This is a genomic window from Rhodococcus sp. Leaf233 (genome assembly GCF_001426165.1).
GTDB classification, from domain to species: Bacteria; Actinomycetota; Actinomycetes; order Mycobacteriales; family Mycobacteriaceae; genus Rhodococcoides; species Rhodococcoides fascians.
The window spans coordinates 93,769-111,821 of sequence record NZ_LMRO01000014.1 but is presented as its reverse complement, the minus strand read 5'-3'; the positions used below and the strand labels follow the sequence as shown (position 1 = coordinate 111,821).

The window sequence follows — 18,053 nt, the reverse complement described above, 5'->3', positions numbered from 1 at the left end:
ACCTCGAGGAGTCCGCCGTGCCCGGTACTGCCATCCACCACCGCTCCCCCATCGGCCGCGCCACCATCGGCGATCAGCTGCGTCGCCATGCACGCACGCAGCCGAACAAGGTCGCGTTCATCAGCTACGCGGCGGACGGCACCCGCGAGGTCACCTCGTACGGCGAACTGGATTCTCGCGCAAACCAGTTCGCCAACCTGCTGGTCGATCTCGGAGTGCGCTCGGGTGACCGCGTCGCATCGATGGCACGCAACAGCGTCGACGTGGTGGTGGCGTACTACGGCACCCTCAAAGCGGGTGCGGCCTTCACCGGCATCAACGTGATGTATCGCGCGGCCGAGGTGAAGCACCAACTCGAACACGCGGAACCGACTGTGGTGGTGGCCGATCCGGCCTACGCCGAGATCATCTCCTCGGTGAAGCCGGAGACCACCACCCTGGTGACCTTCGGTACCGAATACGCCGCACTGACAGCGAACACCCCATCCACCGAGCCGGACGTCGGCATGGACGAGAACGACGTCGCGATGGTCATTTACACCTCGGGAACCGAAGCGGCTCCCAAGGGCGTGATGATCCCGCACCGCAACTTCCTCATCTCCACCGCGCCCGCGTGGAGCTGGGGCCTGCGGACGGGTCCGGAGGACACCTGGCTGTTCGTCATGCCGTTCCACACCATCGCCGGGCTCGGCTCGATGACGACCCTGACGCTGATGGGTGCCACTCTGGTGCTGCCCGCGACGGTCGATCCGGCTCAGTCGCTGCGCATCATCGCCGCCGAGAAGATCTCCGTCATCGCGCAAACTCCGACGTTCTACCTGGCGCTGGCTCGCGACGCGCAGTTCGGCCCCGAAGCCGTGAGCCAGGTTCGACGCTGCCTCACCTACGGTGGCCAGGTGTCACCGCACACGATCAGCGCCTGGGCCGCCGCCGCACCCGAGGCCATCTGGGGCACCTACTGGGGACAGTCGGAACTCTCGCAGCTCGGCTCGGTCGGCTGGTTCTCGACACTTGACGACATTCCCGACGGCGACGCGTCGTGGATCGGCAAGCCCGTCACACACCTGGAGATCAAGGTGGTCGACCCTGCGGGCAACGAGAGCGAGATCGGTGAATTGCTCTGCCGCACTCCATCGGTGATGCTCGGCTACTTCAAGGCCCCCGAACGCACCGCCGAGGTGTTCCGCGACGGCTGGGTACATACCGGCGACATGGTGCGCATCGACGCCGATGGCAACCTGTTCTTCTACGATCGAATGAAGGACATGATCAAGTCGGGAGGGATGAACGTGTCGTCGCAGGAAGTGGAACGCACCATCCACACGCACCCGGATGTGCTGCGTGCCGCCGTCGTCGGAGTGCCCGACCCGTACTGGTCCGAGGCCGTAACCGCCTTCGTCATCGCGCGCGACGGGGTGACCGCCGACCCGGCCGCGATCATCGAATACTGCCGCACCGAGTTGGCGTCGTACAAAGCACCGAAGTCGGTACACATCGTGGCCGAACTTCCCGTCGACCCGCAGGGCAAAATTCTCAAGCGTGAACTGCGACTGTTGGCGGCGGTCGAGGAGACGGTATGACGCAGCCATCCGAGGTCACCGCTCTCCCCCGTCAGGTGCGCACTCGGCAACGACGAGAGGACATCGTCGCCAACGCCGCGAATATCTTTGCGCGTGAGGGTTACTCGAACGTGGGGATGCGCGATATCGCCGACGCCGTCGGCATCAAGGGTGCCAGTCTCTACCACCACTTCCCGTCCAAGGAAGACATCCTGTTCGCGATCTGCCTGACGGTGACGCAGGAACCGGCCGAGGAGAACCTGCCACTGCTCGACGCGGCCGGAACCCCCACCGAGCGCCTGTCGTCTTTGGTGCGCGCGCACCTGGTGCATCTGAACCGGCGACGGGTGGAGTACATCGTCGGCCTGCACGAGTTGGCCTCGCTCACCCCCGAGCACCGCGTGACCGTCGAGGACTATCGCCGTCAGTACCAACGACGCGTCCGCGACGTGATCACCGCGGGTATGCGGAGCGGCGAATTCACCGTTCCTGATGCGCGATTGGCATCATTCGCTCTGACCGACATGCTCAACGGCATCAGCAACTGGTTCCACGACGGGGGCGAGCTGAGCATCGAGGACGTCGCCGACAACTACGTCGAACTGGCCGTTCACCGCATTCTAGGAGCATCACATGGCGACTGACGGTCACTGCGACCCCGAGTTCTCAGCGGTGCGTGACGCGCTCGCAGCCAACCTCGACAGCGGCGAGGAACTCGGCGCCTCCATCGTCGTCGACATCGACGGCCACATCGCGGTCGACCTGTGGGGCGGCTATCGCGACACCGAGCGCACCTTGCCGTGGGAGTCGGACACGATCACCAACGTGTGGTCGACGACGAAGATGGTGACGTGCCTTGCGGCGCTGATGCTGATCGACCGTGGAGTGCTCCATCCCGATGCGCCGGTCGCGGCGTACTGGCCCGAGTTCACGGCCGCAGGCAAGCAGGACATCGCGGTCCGGAACCTGCTGTCGCACACCTCCGGAGTGTCGGGATGGGACAGGCCGTTCAGCGAAGAGGATCTGTACGACTGGGACCTCTCGACCTCGCGTCTGGCTGAGCAAGCTCCGTGGTGGGATTCGCGCACCACATCGGGGTATCACGCAGCCAGTCAGGGGCACCTGATCGGCGAAGTCGTTCGCCGCGTCACCGGAAAGTCGTTGCGGCAGTTCGTCGCCGATGAGATTGCTGGCCCTCTCGGTGCCGACTTCCAGATCGGTGCCGCCGAGGCCGATTGGGATCGGATCGCCGACGTCGTTCCGCCGCCCCCACCGACCGACGATGCCGTGCCCGATCCGACGATGGTGCGTCGCAGGACGTTTCTCGGACCGTTGGTGCAGGCCTCGTCCGCGAATACCCCAGCGTGGCGCGCCGCGGACATGGGTGCACTGAACGGGCATGGCAATGCACGATCGGTCGCGAGAATCCTGTCGGTCATCTCCCGCGGCGGAACCGTCGACGGCGTACGGCTGCTCAGCCCGGAGACGATCGACACGATCTTCGAGGAGCAGTCCAACGGAGTCGATCTGGCGCTGGGCATTCCGTTGCGCTTCGGACTGGGTTTCGCCCTCCCACAACAGGAATCGATGCCCTACATCCCCGACGGCAAAATCTGCTTCTGGGGTGGTTGGGGCGGATCACTCACCGTTCTGCACCCGGAGTCGAAGCTGACCATCTCCTACGTGATGAACCGAATGGGGCCCGGAATCATCGGCTCCGACCGAGCGGAGCAGTACGTGCGCGCCGTCTATACGGGGTTGTCCACTGCTGCTTCATAGACCTGTGGAGCTACACAATCACGCAGGCATGAAGTCCCGGAGCACGGGCAGTCGTGTCGCCGAGCGGTTCGCCAGCGTGGGCACACAACCCAGCAGTCCCTTGGTGTACGGATGCGTCGCGGTCGTTGCTATGTCGGCGGACGCCTTCTGCTCCACCAGCTCACCGCGGTACATCACCAGCATGGTGTCGGAGAATTCGAGGCAGAGCTTGATGTCGTGACTGACGATGAGCAGTGCAGTCCCCTGCTCCTGGGTCAGGTTCTGCAGCAATTCCATCGTTCCGCGGGCCAGCGACGCGTCGAGCGCACTGGTCGGTTCGTCGGCAATGAGCAGTCGGGGTGATCCGCACAGTGCGAGGGCCGTCATTACCCGCTGGCGCATACCGCCGGACAGCTCGTAGGGTCGACTGCGCATCACGCGACGGGTATCGGAAAGCCCGACTTTGTTCAGCCAGTGCTCGGTCAGGTCCACTCGTTCGCGTTTCCGGGTGACGCCCACTCCGGCAAGGACGTGCTTGAACTGTCCCCCGATGGTCCACACGGGATCCAGCGCAGTCATCGCATCCTGGAACACCATCGCGATGCCGTCGGTTCTGCGCGGCACACTGCGGCCGGTCGACGGCTGCGCCGGCTTTCCCTCGAATTCGAGGAGCGTCGATTCGATGGTGGCACCCGCGGATACATCGATCAAACCCGCGATTGTCATGGCCAGCGTCGACTTACCCGAGCCCGACTCGCCCACCAGCGCCACCCTCTCACCGGGTGCGATCTCGAACGATGCCTTGTCCACCGCGACCACAGCCGAGTCACCGGTTCCGTACGTCACGGTGAGGTCTTGGACATCGAGGACCGGTCGGCCGGTTACCGGCGAGTAGTCATCGGTGTCATGATCGCGATGGGTGAGCGAAAGCGATTCTGGCTCTGCGGTTGTCGTCATAGATAACTCCTGCCGATACGCTGTCGATTCGAGGACGGTGTCCATGGTCGCGGTTCGGTGTTTCCCACAGCCTCGTCGACGGTAAACAGCACATTACGCAGCCCATGCGCCGCCCACACAGCGGCCTGAGCAGGGATATCTTCATAAGTTTCTTGGTTAAGGCCGCAGCGCAGGCAGCGAAACCAGCACCGATGTCCGATATGCTCGCAGTCATCACTGGTGATCTCGACGTCGCGGCCACCTCGGCTCTCCCATGCGCATCCCCGAAAGGCGATGACAGATGACCCGCCCCTTCTTCGATGACGAATCCGGTTCTGTCGCAGCTCATCTACGCAGACAGGCCGACGAACAACGAGCACGATATCTCCGCGCCCAGACGAACCGCTCCGAGAAGTTCGTCACCTCACCCCGCCGCGTGTACGAGCTGATCAGGTCGGGGATCCGCCGAGGCACGATGCCCCACGACGAGATTCTGTCCGAGCAGCATCTGATCCAGTCGCTCGGCGCAACGAGAAACGCTGTGCGAAAAGCACTTCAGATGCTCGCAGACGATGGTGTCGTGCTCCGCGCGCGCCGTGCCGGTACGTCGATCGCCCACGACATCGTGGCGGTGCGAGAAGGCGAGGTGGGGCCGAGGGCCTGGGCCGGAATGCCGGACGAGGGCCGCTTGACGGTCGAAACGTTGGAGTGCAGACGTATTGCCGCGCCCACCGTCATTCAAGAATTCATCGGCACCGAGGTCGATTCGGTGATTCTCCTCGAGCAGATCGGCCGAATGGGTGGAAAGCCTCTGTATCTGCGTGTCGGCTACTGCATCACGGATTTCGAGATCGACGAATTCACCGAACGCATCGAGAGCAACCACTCGGAGTATCCGCCCATCGCCGTCGCTCATCGACGAATCTTCGGCACCACCTACGGCGGGAGCAGCTCGGTCGTCGAAGCGATCTCCTGTCAGGAACGGGCGGCCGAACTGCTGGACATGCAGGTGGGTGCGCCGGTATTGCTGCGCGAATTGATCACTCGCGACACCGATGGTCGCCCGTCCGAACTGAGCTTCACGCACTTTCGGGCAGACCGTGTCGCCATCATCGGATCGACCGAAACGGCGGCCACCTCGGCCCTGGGCTGAGGTGACCGCCGCGACGGTGGGAGTTCAGAAGTCCAGCAGGTTGTCTCGCAACTGTTCGTGCGCATAGCCGCTGCGAACCAGGCCACGCCGACGCAGCGCCGGTATCAGCCCGTCGGTGACCTCGGTGTAGTAGCGGCGTCCGAGCTTCCCGGTCATCAGAAAGCCGTCTCCACCGACCGCATCGATGACATCCTCCATCTGCTCGGCGACGGTATCGGGTGTCCCCACCAACGGGACCGATGTGATCGACCACGTAGCAGCCAACTGTCGCAGCGTCTTCGGAGTGCCGTCGTCGTTGGTCTTGCTGCTACCGGACCCGGCGAGGAAGTCCGCGAGGGTCGTACGGTGACCATTGGTGGTGAGCTCAGGCGGCGGGGCATCGATGTCCATGGTCGACAGGTCGTTACCCGTCACCGCAGAGATGTGCGCCAGTGCAGCATGCACCCGCGCATCGGTTGCTTCACGTGACCGTGCGTCGAGTTCGTGCGCTTCGGTGTCGGTCTCACCGAGAACCGGGGACACGATGTAGAGAATCTTGATCGAATCCGGGTCGCGGCCTGCGTCCGAGGCCATGGCTCGGACGTTGTCGCGATAGGCCTTCATCGCCTCGAGCCCCTGAGCCTGACAGATGATGGTGTCGGCATTGCGGGCGGCGAAGGCGCGCCCGCGCGGCGATCCACCGGCCTGGCAGATGACCGGCCTTCCCTGCGGCATCGGGAGCGTGTTGAGCGGGCCGCGGGTGCGATGGAACTTGCCCACGTAGTTGGCGTCGTGCACCTTCGTGTGATCGACGTAGGTGTTCGATGCGGCATCCATCACCAGAGCGTCCGGTTCCCACGAGTTCCACAGCGCATCCACGGCCTCGACGAACTCCTCTGCCCGCTCGTACCGTTCGTCATGGGGCGGTAGAGCATCCATGCCGAAGTTCTGTGCGGCGCGGTCCTCGCTCGAGGTCACCACGTTCCATCCGACCCGTCCGTGAGACATGTGATCGAGGGTCGAGACCACCCGCGCCAGCAGGTACGGCGGATAGAAGCTGGTCGACATCGTCGTGATGATCCCGAGTCGAGACGTGGCGGCGGCCAACATCGGCACCAGGGCAACGGGATCGTGCTTGGGTGCGTATTGCGCCTTGGCCAAGTCGAATTCGGTCGTGCCGCCGTAGATATCCGAGACCATCGAGGAGTCCTCGAGCATCAGATAGTCGAATCCCGCGCGTTCGAGCGCCCTGGCCATATCGACGTGGAACCGCCCGTCGGCCCACGTATCGGAATCCGACCCCGTCCAGTGCGAACTCCACACCGGCGGGCGGAAGCTGGTGAACCATCCCAGATGCATGCGTGGTGTGCTCATCGTGCACCTGCCAGGTGCTCACGGAGATTGCGACCCCGGTACCCGGTGCCGGCGACACCACGGCGCGAGAGCTCGGGCATCAGCCCATCGCACACGTCGTCGACGTACCGGCGGTTCAGTACCCCGCCGCCACCACCGAAGAACAGGAAGCCGTCGCCGCCGACCTCGTCGATCACGCTCTCCATCTCGTCCGCCACGCTGGCAGGAGTGCCGACCAACCGCAACGATTCGGTCCGTTCCGTGGCGACGGTTTCCCGAATGCTGCGTCCGGCTGCCCACTTACGAAGATTGTCCAAGATACTGGTGCTCCCCTCGGTCTTCAGATCGTCCGGAATCGGCTGATCCACATCGAGAGTCGAGAAGTCGATGTCTCCGGACAACATGATCAGGCGGCGAGCGATCGCCGCGTCGGTCGGCTCGTAGTAGCGCTCGGCCTTGCGCTTGGCGTCGTCCTCGGTCTCCCCCAGAATGGGCGTCACCATGTAGAGGACCTTGATGTCGTCGGGGTTGCGCCCGAATTCTTCCGCGCGCGCCCGCACGGTCTTGCGGTACTCGCGCATCGCATCCCGGCCCTTGGGCGCAGCGACCACCAGATCGGCTACGCGAGCAGCGAGATCGATACCGGACTTGGATGCACCCGCCTGGCACAACACTGGCTTGCCCTGTGGGCTCGGGAGCGTATTGAGCGGACCACGCACCGAAAAATGTTCTCCCACATGGTCGATAGTTCTGACCTTGGTGTGGTCGACGTAGGACTCGAGACCGGGAACGATCGGTGACGCGGCATCGGCGTCCCAGGATGCCCACAATTGGTTTGCGACGTCGACGAATTCCTCCGCGATCTCGTATCGGGCATCGTGCGTCGGCAACGTGTCTCGGCCGAAGTTCTGTGCGGCGCGATCGCCCGTGGAGGTCACGATGTTCCACCCCATGCGGCCACGACTGAGATGGTCGAGGGTCGACAGCAAACGGGTGAGCAGGAAGGGCGGATAGAAGCTGGTGGACGCGGTGACGACAATGCCGATTCTGTCGGTCTCGAACGCCAGACGCGAAGCCAACGCCATCGGGTCGTGCTTCGGCGCGCGTGGTGTCCACTTGAGCTCGGACTCGAACGTGCCCCCGAAGATGTCGGTCAATGCCGTCGAATCTTCGAGCATCACGAAGTCTATTCCTGCTCGCTCGAACGCCCGGACGGTGTCGACAGCGAAAGTGCCGTCGGCCCAGTCTGTTCCGCCTGTCCCGGCGAAGGGACCGGTCCAGTCGGGCACGAGGTAATTGGTGAACCAGCCGAGTGTGAACGGTTGTGACATCGGTCCTCTTTTCCATAGTGGTGGTCATGAATGGTCGGTGTGGGTACGGCGGATTCCTCGGTGACGACCACCTTCGATTCAGGAGTCGACATCGCCACGGTCCGCCAGGGTCGAAGTGCGAGTAGAACTGCCAGTGCCGCAACGGGAATGCTGGCGGTGAAGGCGAGCGAGTAGGACGCCTGGGCGGCGACGGCTCCGGCGACGAGTGGGCCGAGCATGGTGCCCACGTCGAAGGTGACCTGGTACACCGCGATGGGGCTGCCGCCGCGGCCGGCCAGCACGTCACCGACGGTCGCGGCGCTGGCGACCATCGCGCAGGTGCCGCCCACGCCCCAGAGCACCATCGTCAGCACCAGAATCGGCAACGTGGGAACGATGGCGAGGACCACGATGCCGAGCAGTATCGATCCCGACCCGAACGCCAGCATCGGTCGTCGACCCCAGCTGTCGACGAGCCGACCAGCAGGCTTGACGACCACGATCTGAACAACTGCCCCGACCACGAGTACGAGACCCGACACGAACGGGCTGCCGCCGATCACCGTTGCGACGAACAACGGAACGAGGGTGAACCGCACCCCGTTGCCCACCCAACCGTTGGCAAAGTTCGACGCGATCGAGGCCCGAAATCCCCGTTCACCGAGCGCGGCTCGCAGCGTCATCGGTTCCGGCCGGGTACTCGTATCGTGCACGACCCCGTTCGCGACGTCCGTCCTGTCGCTGGACCGGAACGCGAACCAGACCACGGCAACCCCGACGACGAGCGTCACGGCGTGGGTGAGGAACGGGGCCCGCAATGAGACGAGGGCAACCGCGCCGCCGATGACCGGTCCCAGCACTCCCCCGATGAGGAAGCCGGACTGGAAGACCGACGCAGTTCTGCCTCCGGTGTCCGGAGTGCTGTAGCGAAAGAGCAGTTGCTGGCCGGCAACGGTGAACATTGCGGTTCCGACACCCCCGACTGCTCGGAGCAGTAGAAGCGAGAGAAACGTCGGAGCGAAGGCCGCCGCCAGGGAGGACGTCGCCGCCATCAACAGGCCGGCGGTGAGAATCGTCCGTTCGTCGAACCGCAGCAGCAGTCGAGATGCTCCGAACGACGCCAGCACGCGGGTGAAAGCATAGATACTCACCACCGACGAGGCAGCGAGATCCGTTACTCCGAAATCTCTGGCGAACACCGGAATGACCGGTGCCACAACGCCGTACCCGAGCCCGATGCACACGTTGACGAACGCCAACGCATACACCGGCCCCGGCACCACCGAATCTCTGCGCAGCAACCGCATCAGAAGGACATGAGATTCTCACGAAACATGTCGTGCTCGTATTCGGTGCGGACCAGGCCACGTCGTTGCAGTGCAGGGACGAGGCCTTCGGTGATCTCACCGACGTAGCGGCGACCGATGTTGCCCGTGATCAGGAATCCGTCCCCACCGACGAAGTCCATCGTCTCGCCCATCTGTTCCGCGACAGAATCGGGAGTCCCGACGTAGTGGACGTTCTTCATGGTCCAACCCAGTGCCGCTGTGCGCGGTGTGTTTCCGTAGGACAGGAAGTCGCCGAGGGTCGTCCGGTGCCCGTTGGTAGACAGTTCGGGGAACTCCTCGTCCAGCTCGTACGTCGACAGATCTATCTCGGTCAACGCCGAGATGTGGCCCAGCGCAGACTCGATGCGCGAATCGACGTCGGCGGACATCCGCTCCACCTTGGCGCGGGCATCGGATTCGGTATCGGCCAACACCGGCTGCGTGATGAACATGATCTTGCAGCTGTCCGGATCCCGACCGGCCTTCTCCATCCGCATCCTGATGTCGTCGCGGAATGCCTTCATCGCGGCCGGGTCCTTCGCGGCGCTGAGAATCGTCTCGGCGTTGCGCGCCGCGAACTCACGTCCACGCGGCGATCCACCGGCCTGACAGATCACCGGCTCGCCCTGCGGCGACCGCGGAACGTTCAGCGGCCCACGCGACGCGTGGTACTTACCGCGAAAGTCCGTCACGTGCACCTTGGTGTGGTCGACGTAAGTGCCGTTGTCCCGATCGAGCACCATGGCGTCGTCCTCCCACGACGCCCACAACTGCTTGACCACGTCGACGAATTCGTCTGCCCGCTCGTACCGTTGGTCGTGCTCGGCGAGTTTGTCCATCCCGTAGTTCTGGGCCGCGCGATCCTCACTGGAGGTCACCACGTTCCAGCCGACGCGGCCTCTGCTCAGGTGATCGAGCGTCGAGAACCGTCGAGCCAGCAGCCAGGGCGGGTAGAAGGACGTGGAGCAGGTAGCGATGACGCCGATGTGCTTCGTTGCGGCCGTCAGCATCGGCACGAGGGTGACCGGGTCGTGCTTGGGTGCGTACAGGCCGTACTTGAGGTCCACCCTCGAGGACTGCTCGTAGGCGTCGGACACCATCGAGGAATCCTCGAGCATGATGTAGTCGAAGCAGGCACGTTCGAGCGACCGTGCGAAATCCACGTGCAATTCTCCGTTGGCCCAGGTGCGTCCTTCGTCGCCCGCCCAGGCCGAATTCCACGGCGGGTTGGAGAAGTTGGTGAACCACCCCAGATGAAATTTGGTCATGCCGTGCTCCTTGTTCTCGATACGGATCGGGTACTTCTGTGCGGCCGAGAAAGCTCGGCAGGTTCGTTCGGGTGCACGCCGCGCCACCCCGACGGCACGCTGGCGACCAGAGCAGCCACCGCCATCGCAGCCACGGCCACCGTGAATCCCATTGCCAAGGAATCGGACTCGCTGGGCGACACACTCTGTCCGCCGCCGGAATACACCAGCTCGCGCAAGGCAGGCGGCAGTGCGGAGACCACCAGCACGAGGGCCAGCGCGGTACTGAGCGTGACGGCGGTGTTGTCGAGAGACACTCGAAGACCGTTGGCCATCCCCGAGCGGTTCTCGGCCACACCCACGTTGATGGCCGACGCGTTCGCGGTCTTGAAGAGTCCGCCACTGATCCCCAGGAGGAACAGGATCACCACGAGGGGTACGCCGCGCGCCGGGCCGGCGATGTGCACCGCGAGCACCGTCAGAACCAGAGCGGTGCCGAGCGTCGAGACCGTCGTCAGCACTCGCGTCGACACCCGGGTCGCCAGCATCCCCGCTATCGGCGACATCACAGTGGTCCCCACCGCGAGGGCCGTGATCTGCAGGCCCGCACGGATGGGGCTCTGGCCCTCGACGCTCTGCAGGTACAGCGACATCGTCACTGCGACGGCACCTTCGGCCATGGTGACCAGGAACGACGCCGTGTATGCGCTGCCCCGAAAGCGATCGATCAGCAACGCTGGATCCACGATCGGATCGGCAGCGCGCTTCTCCCACCGCCAGAACACAGGAAGGGCGAGAACAACACCGACCAATGGGATCACGGACGCCCAGTCGCCGAATCCGACGCTGCCACCGCGATTCACCCCGTAGACGAGTCCACCGAGAATCACCATCGAGCCGGCCGCGCCCGCGTAGTCGAAGGGCACCCCGCGTGCCGGACGCGCCGTCCGGCGCAGCGTGATCGCAGCCCACACGGTTCCGGCCACTCCGAGGGGAACCACCACACCGAATACTCCGCGCCAGCCGACTGTTTCGGTCAGCACACCGCCCAGCAGTGGGCCGACAGATATCGCCAGCGACATGATGGTGATGTTCCAGCCGATGCCGATCGAGAGCATTCGCGGCTCGAACGCCTCGACGAGCAGGGCGGTGGTGTTGGTGATCACCGCGGCAGCGCCCACCCCCTGCACGACGCGGAGGACGATGACCAGGGTCGGGTCGCCTGCGGCTGTGATGGCGGCGGCACTGACCGTCAGGCAGGCCAACCCGAGCAGATAGACGGGACGCCTTCCGACGAGGTCGGCAACCTTGCCGAGGACCAGAATGAACACTGCCGTGGTGAGCAGATAGGCGAGCATGAACCAATCTGTCTGCGCTGCAGTAGCTCCCAACCCCTCGCTCATGTCCGGCAGCGCCACGGGGAGCATCGAGACCGACACGAACGTGATACTCATGCCCAGTCCGGTGACCGACAGCACGCGCCACGGGTAGGAGTTCGGTCGTATCTCCGGTGACGCGTCTGTCGCTGCAGTGACGATCAGAAGTCCATCAGGTTGTCGCGGAACAGCGTGTGTGCGTATCCGTCTCGAATCAGACCGCGCTTGCGTAGCTCGGGCGCAAGACCGTCGGTGATCTCGCTGATGTAGCGGCGATGCACGTTGCCGGCGATGAGGAATCCGTCGCCGCCGACCTCCGCGGCGATGTCGCCCATCTGTTCGGCGACTGCGTCGGCGGTACCGATCAGGGGAACAGACTTCCTGATGTCCGAGCTGGCCGCCTCTCGAAGCGTCATCCCGGCCGTGTTGGCACCGATCAATGCCATCGTGGCCCTACCGGCGTTGGTTTCTACTGCAGGAATCGGGGCGTCGAGATCGAACTTCGAGAAGTCGATACCACTCGCGTACGACATCGACGCGAGGTTGACATCGATATCGTTCAGAAAGCCGGCCAGTGTTCGCTCGTGCTTGTCCTGCGCTTCGCGGTCGGTTTCACCCAGGACCGGGTTGACGATGAACATGATCTTGCACGAATCGGGGTCCCGCCCCTCGATGACCATCCGAGCGCGGACGTCGTCGCGGTACGCCTTCATGGCCTCGACACTCTCGACCTGAGCGAGAATCGTCTCGGCATGTTTCGCCGCGAACCCGCGGCCCGCAGGCGACCCACCGGCCTGGCAGATCACCGGTCGACCTTGGGGAGTCGGTGTGGTGTTCAGTGGACCGCGGGAGGAGTGATACTTGCCCTCGAAGTCGATGTTGTGCACCTTCGTGAAGTCGGCGAAGACACCCGCCTCTCGGTCGAGCCGAACCGAGTCCGGTTCCCACGACGACCACAACTGCTTGACGAGTTCGATCCATTCGTCGGCCATCTCGTAGCGGTGATCGTGCTCGAACATCTCCTCATAGCCGAAGTTCTGTGCCGTCCGAACATTGTGCGAGGTGACCAGATTGACGCCTGCCCGGCCGTTACTGAGATGGTCCAGAGTGGCCGAGGTTCGTGCCGCCATGTATGGCGGATGGAACGACGTGGTCATCGTGGCGATCAAGCCCAGACGCTCGGTGTGCTGACTCAGAATGGGCAGCAGCGAATTCGGGTCCTGCTTGGGTACCGACCGGGCGTTGGCGAGCCACCACTTCGAGGATCCACCGAACGAATCGGGGACGAACGCGCCGTCCTCGAACATGATGTAGTCGAATCCGGCGCGTTCGAGTGACCGCGTCATGTCGATGTACAGCTCGGGGTGGTTCCATTCGGTGCCGCCCTCACCCGACCACATCTGGTTCCACGACTGGACCTGCCAGCTCAAGAACCAACCAAGGTGGAACATAGCTTCCTCTTTCCAGATCCGAAGTGTGACTAGAAGGCGCGAAGGTTCTCGCGGAAGTGTGTGTGCTCGTACGACGTTCGGGTCAGTCCGCGACGCTTGAGCGCAGGTACGAGTCCGTCGGTGATCTCCGCGACGTAACGGCGATTCATGGGTGCGCCCGCGATCAGGAAGCCGTCGCCGCCGACCTCCTGCATGACGCCGTCCATCATGTCTGCGACGTCGTCGGGGGTTCCGACGAATTCCAGTGTGTCGATGGCACTGTGGGCGGTGATGCGGTCCCGCAGAGTCTGGGTGCCGTCTCCCCTGAACTCGGCGAAACTGCTGCGATGGCCGTTGCTCTCGAGATCGGCCGGCAACGGCGCGTCGAGATCGAACTGGCTCAGATCGATGCCGGACAGGTGTGAGCGTCCGGCGAGCAGGCCGTCGATGTTCCTCGATGCCGCATCTGCCCGACGTTGCTGCTTGGCCTTGGCCTCCGCCGTCGTCTCCCCCAGGATCGGGGAAATGAGGTACATGACCTTGACGTCGTCGGGATTTCGACCCGCCTCGATCGCTCCCTGGCGAATGTCCTCGCGGTAGCGCCGCATCTTCTCGGTGCCATGAGGATTGGAGATGATCGCGTCCGCGTGTTTGGCTGCGAACTCCTTACCCTTGTCCGATCCCCCGGCCTGGAGGAACACCGGCCGACGCTGCGGGCTCGGAATGGTGTTCAGCGGACCACGGGACTTGAAGAACTTGCCCTCGAAGTCGATACGATTGACCTTCTCGTGGTCGGCGTAGATGCCGCCTGCCGAGGTGTCCGCATGCACCGCACCGTCTTCCCAGGAGTCCCAGAGCTTGCAGGCGAGCTCGACGAACTCGTCGGCCATGTCGTACCGAAGATCGTGCTCGGGCATGTCGAAGCCGTAATTCTGCGCGGCACGAGTGTTGCTGCCGGTGACGATGTTCCAGCCGATTCGCCCGGCAGCGATGTGGTCGAGTGTCGACATCAACCGGGCGACCGTGTACGGGTGGTAGAACGTCGTGGTGAGCGTCGGCACGATACCGAGGTGCTTGGTGGTGTAGGACAGGATGCCCGCCAGAACCGCTGGATCATGTTTGGGCGCAGCGGTAGCCGTCGCCAGGTAGTACTCCATGGAGCCCTTGTAGGTATCGGAGACCTGAACCGAATCCTCCATGATGAGGAAGTCGAAGCAGGCCCGCTCGAGCGAGGAGGCCAGGTCGACGTACTGATCGGGCATCATCCAGTCGGTGGCGCCGGTACCGGACCATGGTTGGTTCCAGGACTGGACACCGAAACCGGCCCCGAGAAACCATCCCAGGTGAAATTTGTTGGCAGTCATGACGTTTCTCCAGTCGTGGGAGCTGTGGGTGCTCAGAACTCGAGCAGGTGATCGCGCAGATGTTCGCCGGTGTACTCGGTGCGCATCAGCCCGCGTCGTTGCAGGGCCGGAACGAGGCCGTCGGCGATCTCGCCGATGTAGCGCCGGTTGTGCGGCTGGCTCCAGATCAGGAACCCGTCGCCGCCGACCTCGGCCATGGCGTCACCCATCTGCGCGGCAACGGCATCCGGGGTCCCGACCAGTTCCATGGACTCGGTTCGGTACGCGACACATGCCTCGCGCAGTGTTCGGCCATCGGCCCAGTTGCGGAAGTTCTCCAGCGTGGACTGGTGCCCGTTGGTGTGTACGTCGTCGGGCATCGGCTTGTCCAGGTCGAACGTGGAGAAGTCGATCTCCATGCTCGCCGACCAACCGATGAGGACACCCGCCGGGTTGGCGCGCACCGCATCGGCTTTGCGCTCCTGGCGGGCCAGCGCATCCTCGTGCGTCTCACCGAGAATGGGTGAGACCACGTACATCACCTTCGCCGAGTCGGGGTCCCGCCCGTGCAGCTCCATGCGACGCCTGATGTCGGCCCGGTACTCCTTCATCGCGGCAACGCCTTTGGGAAGGGCCATGATCATGTCGGCGTGTTTGGCCGCGAAGTCGCGGCCTGCGGGTGAGCCCCCGGCCTGCGTGATGACCGGCCGGCCCTGCGGTGACGGCATGGTGTTGAGCGGACCACGCGAGGAGTAGTACTTGCCCTGGAAGTCGATGGTGTGGACCTTGGTGTGGTCCACGTACGTCGATGTCTCGCGATCCATAACCACCGCGTCCGCGTCCCACGAATCCCAGAGCTGCTCCACCAACTGCACGTACTCGTCTGCTCGCGCATACCGCTCGTCGTGCGGCGGGAGTGCGTCCATTCCGAAGTTCTGCGCGGCTCGATCCTCGCTCGAGGTCACCACGTTCCAGCCGATACGCCCCGAAGACAGGTGATCGAGTGACGAAATGGACCGAGCGAGCATGTAGGGCGGGTAGAACGACGTGGACGCCGTCAGCGCGACGCCCAATCGGCTCGTCGCGCGAGTGAGCAAGGGAGCCAGAGCAATCGGATCACCCTTGGGCGCCCAACCGCCGGTCTTCAAGGTCGCTTCCGAACTTCCGCCGTAGGTATCCGAGACCATCGACGAGTCTTCCAACAGCAGGAAGTCGAAGCACGCGCGCTCGAGCGTCTTGGCGAAGTCGACGTAGAAGTCTCCGTTGAGCCAGTCTCCACTGTCGCTGCCCTCGAATGCGGTGTTCCAGGTCGTCGGCACGAAGCTGCCGAACCAACCGAGATGAAATCTGTTGTCTGTCATGTGAAAGTCCTCGCTGATAATTTCGTCCGCGATGCGTCGTGGTCGACTACACCGTGTTCATGTTTCGACGAACCGCGTTCTCGGTAGCCGTCTGATTTCGCCGCCGTTTCGCTGCATCGGTCCCGGTAGCTCGGTCGGCGATCGGGATATGACCGCCGACCGAACTACCTACGGTGCAACGATTTCTAGGTGCCGAGGGTCAGATTCGAGTAGTCGATTCGGAAGTCGGTACGCTGCACGAAGCCGTCGATGCCCGCCTTCAGCGCCACCGACGGCCGCACTCGGGCGATGAAGATGTACGGGGCCTGCTCGGTCATGCGGAGCTCTGCCTCGTTCCAGAACACGCCGGCCTCGGGGCTCAGGGCGTCGCCTGCGTCGAGACCCTGCTGCACCATTCCGAGGAACTCGGGGTCGTTCCAGAGAGCGACATTGGAACCGCCACCGGGCTGAGTGAGCAACTGGAGTGAGTACGGCGGAGTCATCGTGACCGATGCGCCGATACTCAAGCTGGCCTGCACCTTACCGTCGAGCGTGTCGGCATTGAGTTGCGCCGCAGGTAGTTCCGCAATCGTCACATCGATGCCGGCTTCGGCGGCGAACGACTGAATCTGGATCGCGGTGTCCTGAGCGGCCGGGAGCTGATTGTTGACACTGAGGGTGAAGGCAAGGCCGTCTGGTAGTCCAGCCTCGGCCAACAGCGACTTCGCACGTTCCGGGTCGCTGTCGAACTTCGGAAGGTCGCTGCCGTCCCAGTTCGGTGCCTTGTCGTCGAGAACGTGGTTGTACTTGTACGCCCGGCCGAAGAACACGTCGGACATGATCTGGTCGTACGGGATCGCGTAGGCCATCGCCTGACGCACACGCGCATCGGCGAACGGAGCAGTGGTGGTGTTCATCGAGAACAGCAGGTATTGATTGGACGTCGTCGTCGGGACGGTCACGGCGTCGTTGCTCTCCAGGGTCGCCTGATCCGAAGAGCGTAGCGCCAGTGCCACATCCGCGTCGCCGCGCGTGACCATGTTGGCTCTGGTCGCCGGGTCGGCCACCACACGCCGAATCATGCGCTTGATCTCGGGTTCACCCAGAACGAAGTTGGGGTTCGCTCGCATGACGATTTCCTGACCCGGCGTCACCGACTCCAACATGTATGCGCCGTAACCGAAGTTGCCGCGCATCATGTCTGCCGCACCCCACGCGACCGCGTACGGATCCTCGGGAGTGGAATTCTCGATCAGATAGTTGCTGTCGTAGATCGACCCGATGTTCTCGGCAAGGTTGGCCAGCAGGGTCAGACCGTAACCGGCCTTCTCGACCGTGAAGCTGACCGTGTACGGATCGATCTTCTTCAACTGGGTCGCCGGGTCGACCAACATCGGCTTGAAGTAGCCGGCCATACCGCCGCCCGGGGTCGCGAACTTACGCTCGAAGGACCACAGAACGTCGTCGGCATCGAGCTCGTTTCCGTGCTCGCTCATCACTCCCTGACGCAGATGGAACGTGTAGACGAGCTGATCCGGGCTCACCTCGTAACTGTCCGCGAGGTACGGCTCGAAATTGTAGTAATCCTGCACGAGCGCATCCGAGCCGTCTTCCTCCACGTACGGCTTACGGATCAACTGGGCGTGCATGTTGTTGGTGACGTCCTGATTGTCGGTGCCGGCGGTGTAGCCGTAGTCGCGCACCACATTCGACGCCTGATCTGGGGTGACGACGACGATCTCGCCCGAGGTCGATGCCGAGGCCTGGCTGCCGCCACCGTCCGAGCACGCGCTGAGCGCGAGCGCGCCGACGAGCAACGGCACTGTCCATCGGATTCCGACCGACAATCGATGAGAGATTTTCACGTGGGTTCGTTCTCCTTGCTGAGTGCACGAATGCAGGTGTCATCACCGGTCGAGCCGACGGCTTCGATCGCGGGAG

General features: G+C 63.7%; 14 protein-coding genes. 4 read left to right on the top strand and 10 right to left on the bottom strand.

Annotated features, from left to right (window positions below):
* Window positions 1-17 precede the first annotated feature (17 nt).
* Genes ASH04_RS24605 through ASH04_RS24595 form a run of 3 tightly spaced genes read left to right on the top strand, consistent with a single transcriptional unit; the run spans window position 18 to window position 3,338 of the window.
* Window positions 18-1,580: a class I adenylate-forming enzyme family protein gene (locus ASH04_RS24605; protein ID WP_057474800.1), complete on the top strand. Its 1,563-nt coding sequence runs from the start codon at window positions 18-20 to the stop codon at window positions 1,578-1,580.
* Window positions 1,577-2,203 (top strand): TetR/AcrR family transcriptional regulator, encoded by a 627-nt coding sequence (locus ASH04_RS24600; RefSeq protein WP_057474799.1) that lies wholly within the window; start codon window positions 1,577-1,579, stop codon window positions 2,201-2,203. Before ASH04_RS24605 ends, ASH04_RS24600 begins: the two co-directional genes overlap by 4 nt.
* Entirely contained in the window at window positions 2,193-3,338 is a 1,146-nt protein-coding gene (locus tag ASH04_RS24595; protein ID WP_057474798.1) for a serine hydrolase domain-containing protein, read from the top strand. The genes ASH04_RS24600 and ASH04_RS24595 overlap by 11 nt, the downstream gene beginning before the upstream one ends.
* An 18-nt stretch (window positions 3,339-3,356) precedes the next feature.
* On the opposite strand, the gene ASH04_RS24590 is transcribed toward ASH04_RS24595, so the two are convergent.
* Entirely contained in the window at window positions 3,357-4,274 is a 918-nt protein-coding gene (locus ASH04_RS24590) for an ABC transporter ATP-binding protein (RefSeq protein ID WP_032388517.1), read from the bottom strand.
* A gap of 280 nt (window positions 4,275-4,554) precedes the next feature.
* Between ASH04_RS24590 and ASH04_RS24585 the strand changes: the two genes are divergently transcribed.
* Window positions 4,555-5,406: a GntR family transcriptional regulator gene (locus tag ASH04_RS24585; protein ID WP_032384821.1), complete on the top strand. Its 852-nt coding sequence runs from the start codon at window positions 4,555-4,557 to the stop codon at window positions 5,404-5,406.
* Window positions 5,407-5,430: 24 nt separating this feature from the next.
* On the opposite strand, the gene ASH04_RS24580 is transcribed toward ASH04_RS24585, so the two are convergent.
* The 9 genes from ASH04_RS24580 to ASH04_RS24540 form a co-directional block, all read right to left on the bottom strand.
* The gene (locus ASH04_RS24580) at window positions 5,431-6,759 is read right to left on the bottom strand and encodes an NtaA/DmoA family FMN-dependent monooxygenase (protein ID WP_057474797.1); all 1,329 of its coding nucleotides are present in this window, start codon (window positions 6,757-6,759) and stop codon (window positions 5,431-5,433) included.
* Window positions 6,756-7,919 (bottom strand): NtaA/DmoA family FMN-dependent monooxygenase, encoded by a 1,164-nt coding sequence (locus tag ASH04_RS24575; RefSeq protein ID WP_230591015.1) that lies wholly within the window; start codon window positions 7,917-7,919, stop codon window positions 6,756-6,758. Before ASH04_RS24575 ends, ASH04_RS24580 begins: the two co-directional genes overlap by 4 nt.
* A gap of 5 nt (window positions 7,920-7,924) precedes the next feature.
* Window positions 7,925-9,355, bottom strand: a complete 1,431-nt coding sequence (locus ASH04_RS27380; RefSeq protein WP_057474796.1) for an MFS transporter — start codon at window positions 9,353-9,355, stop codon at window positions 7,925-7,927.
* Window positions 9,355-10,644 carry an NtaA/DmoA family FMN-dependent monooxygenase gene (locus ASH04_RS24565; RefSeq protein ID WP_032388513.1) on the bottom strand — a complete coding sequence of 430 codons (1,290 nt, stop codon included), beginning with the start codon at window positions 10,642-10,644 and terminating at the stop codon, window positions 9,355-9,357. Before ASH04_RS24565 ends, ASH04_RS27380 begins: the two co-directional genes overlap by 1 nt.
* On the bottom strand, window positions 10,641-12,077 hold the full coding sequence (locus ASH04_RS24560) for an MFS transporter (protein WP_156394652.1): 1,437 nt from the start codon (window positions 12,075-12,077) through the stop codon (window positions 10,641-10,643). Before ASH04_RS24560 ends, ASH04_RS24565 begins: the two co-directional genes overlap by 4 nt.
* 83 nt (window positions 12,078-12,160) lie before the next feature.
* Window positions 12,161-13,450, bottom strand: a complete 1,290-nt coding sequence (locus ASH04_RS24555; protein ID WP_057474794.1) for an NtaA/DmoA family FMN-dependent monooxygenase — start codon at window positions 13,448-13,450, stop codon at window positions 12,161-12,163.
* A gap of 29 nt (window positions 13,451-13,479) precedes the next feature.
* Window positions 13,480-14,793, bottom strand: coding sequence for an NtaA/DmoA family FMN-dependent monooxygenase (locus tag ASH04_RS24550; RefSeq protein ID WP_057474793.1), 1,314 nt, complete (start codon window positions 14,791-14,793; stop codon window positions 13,480-13,482).
* Between the two features lie 32 nt (window positions 14,794-14,825).
* A complete protein-coding gene (locus tag ASH04_RS24545) occupies window positions 14,826-16,133 on the bottom strand; it encodes an NtaA/DmoA family FMN-dependent monooxygenase (protein WP_032384814.1) in 1,308 nt (435 codons plus the stop codon).
* 185 nt (window positions 16,134-16,318) lie between these two features.
* A complete protein-coding gene (locus tag ASH04_RS24540) occupies window positions 16,319-17,977 on the bottom strand; it encodes an ABC transporter substrate-binding protein (RefSeq protein ID WP_057474792.1) in 1,659 nt (552 codons plus the stop codon).
* Window positions 17,978-18,053 lie beyond the last annotated feature (76 nt).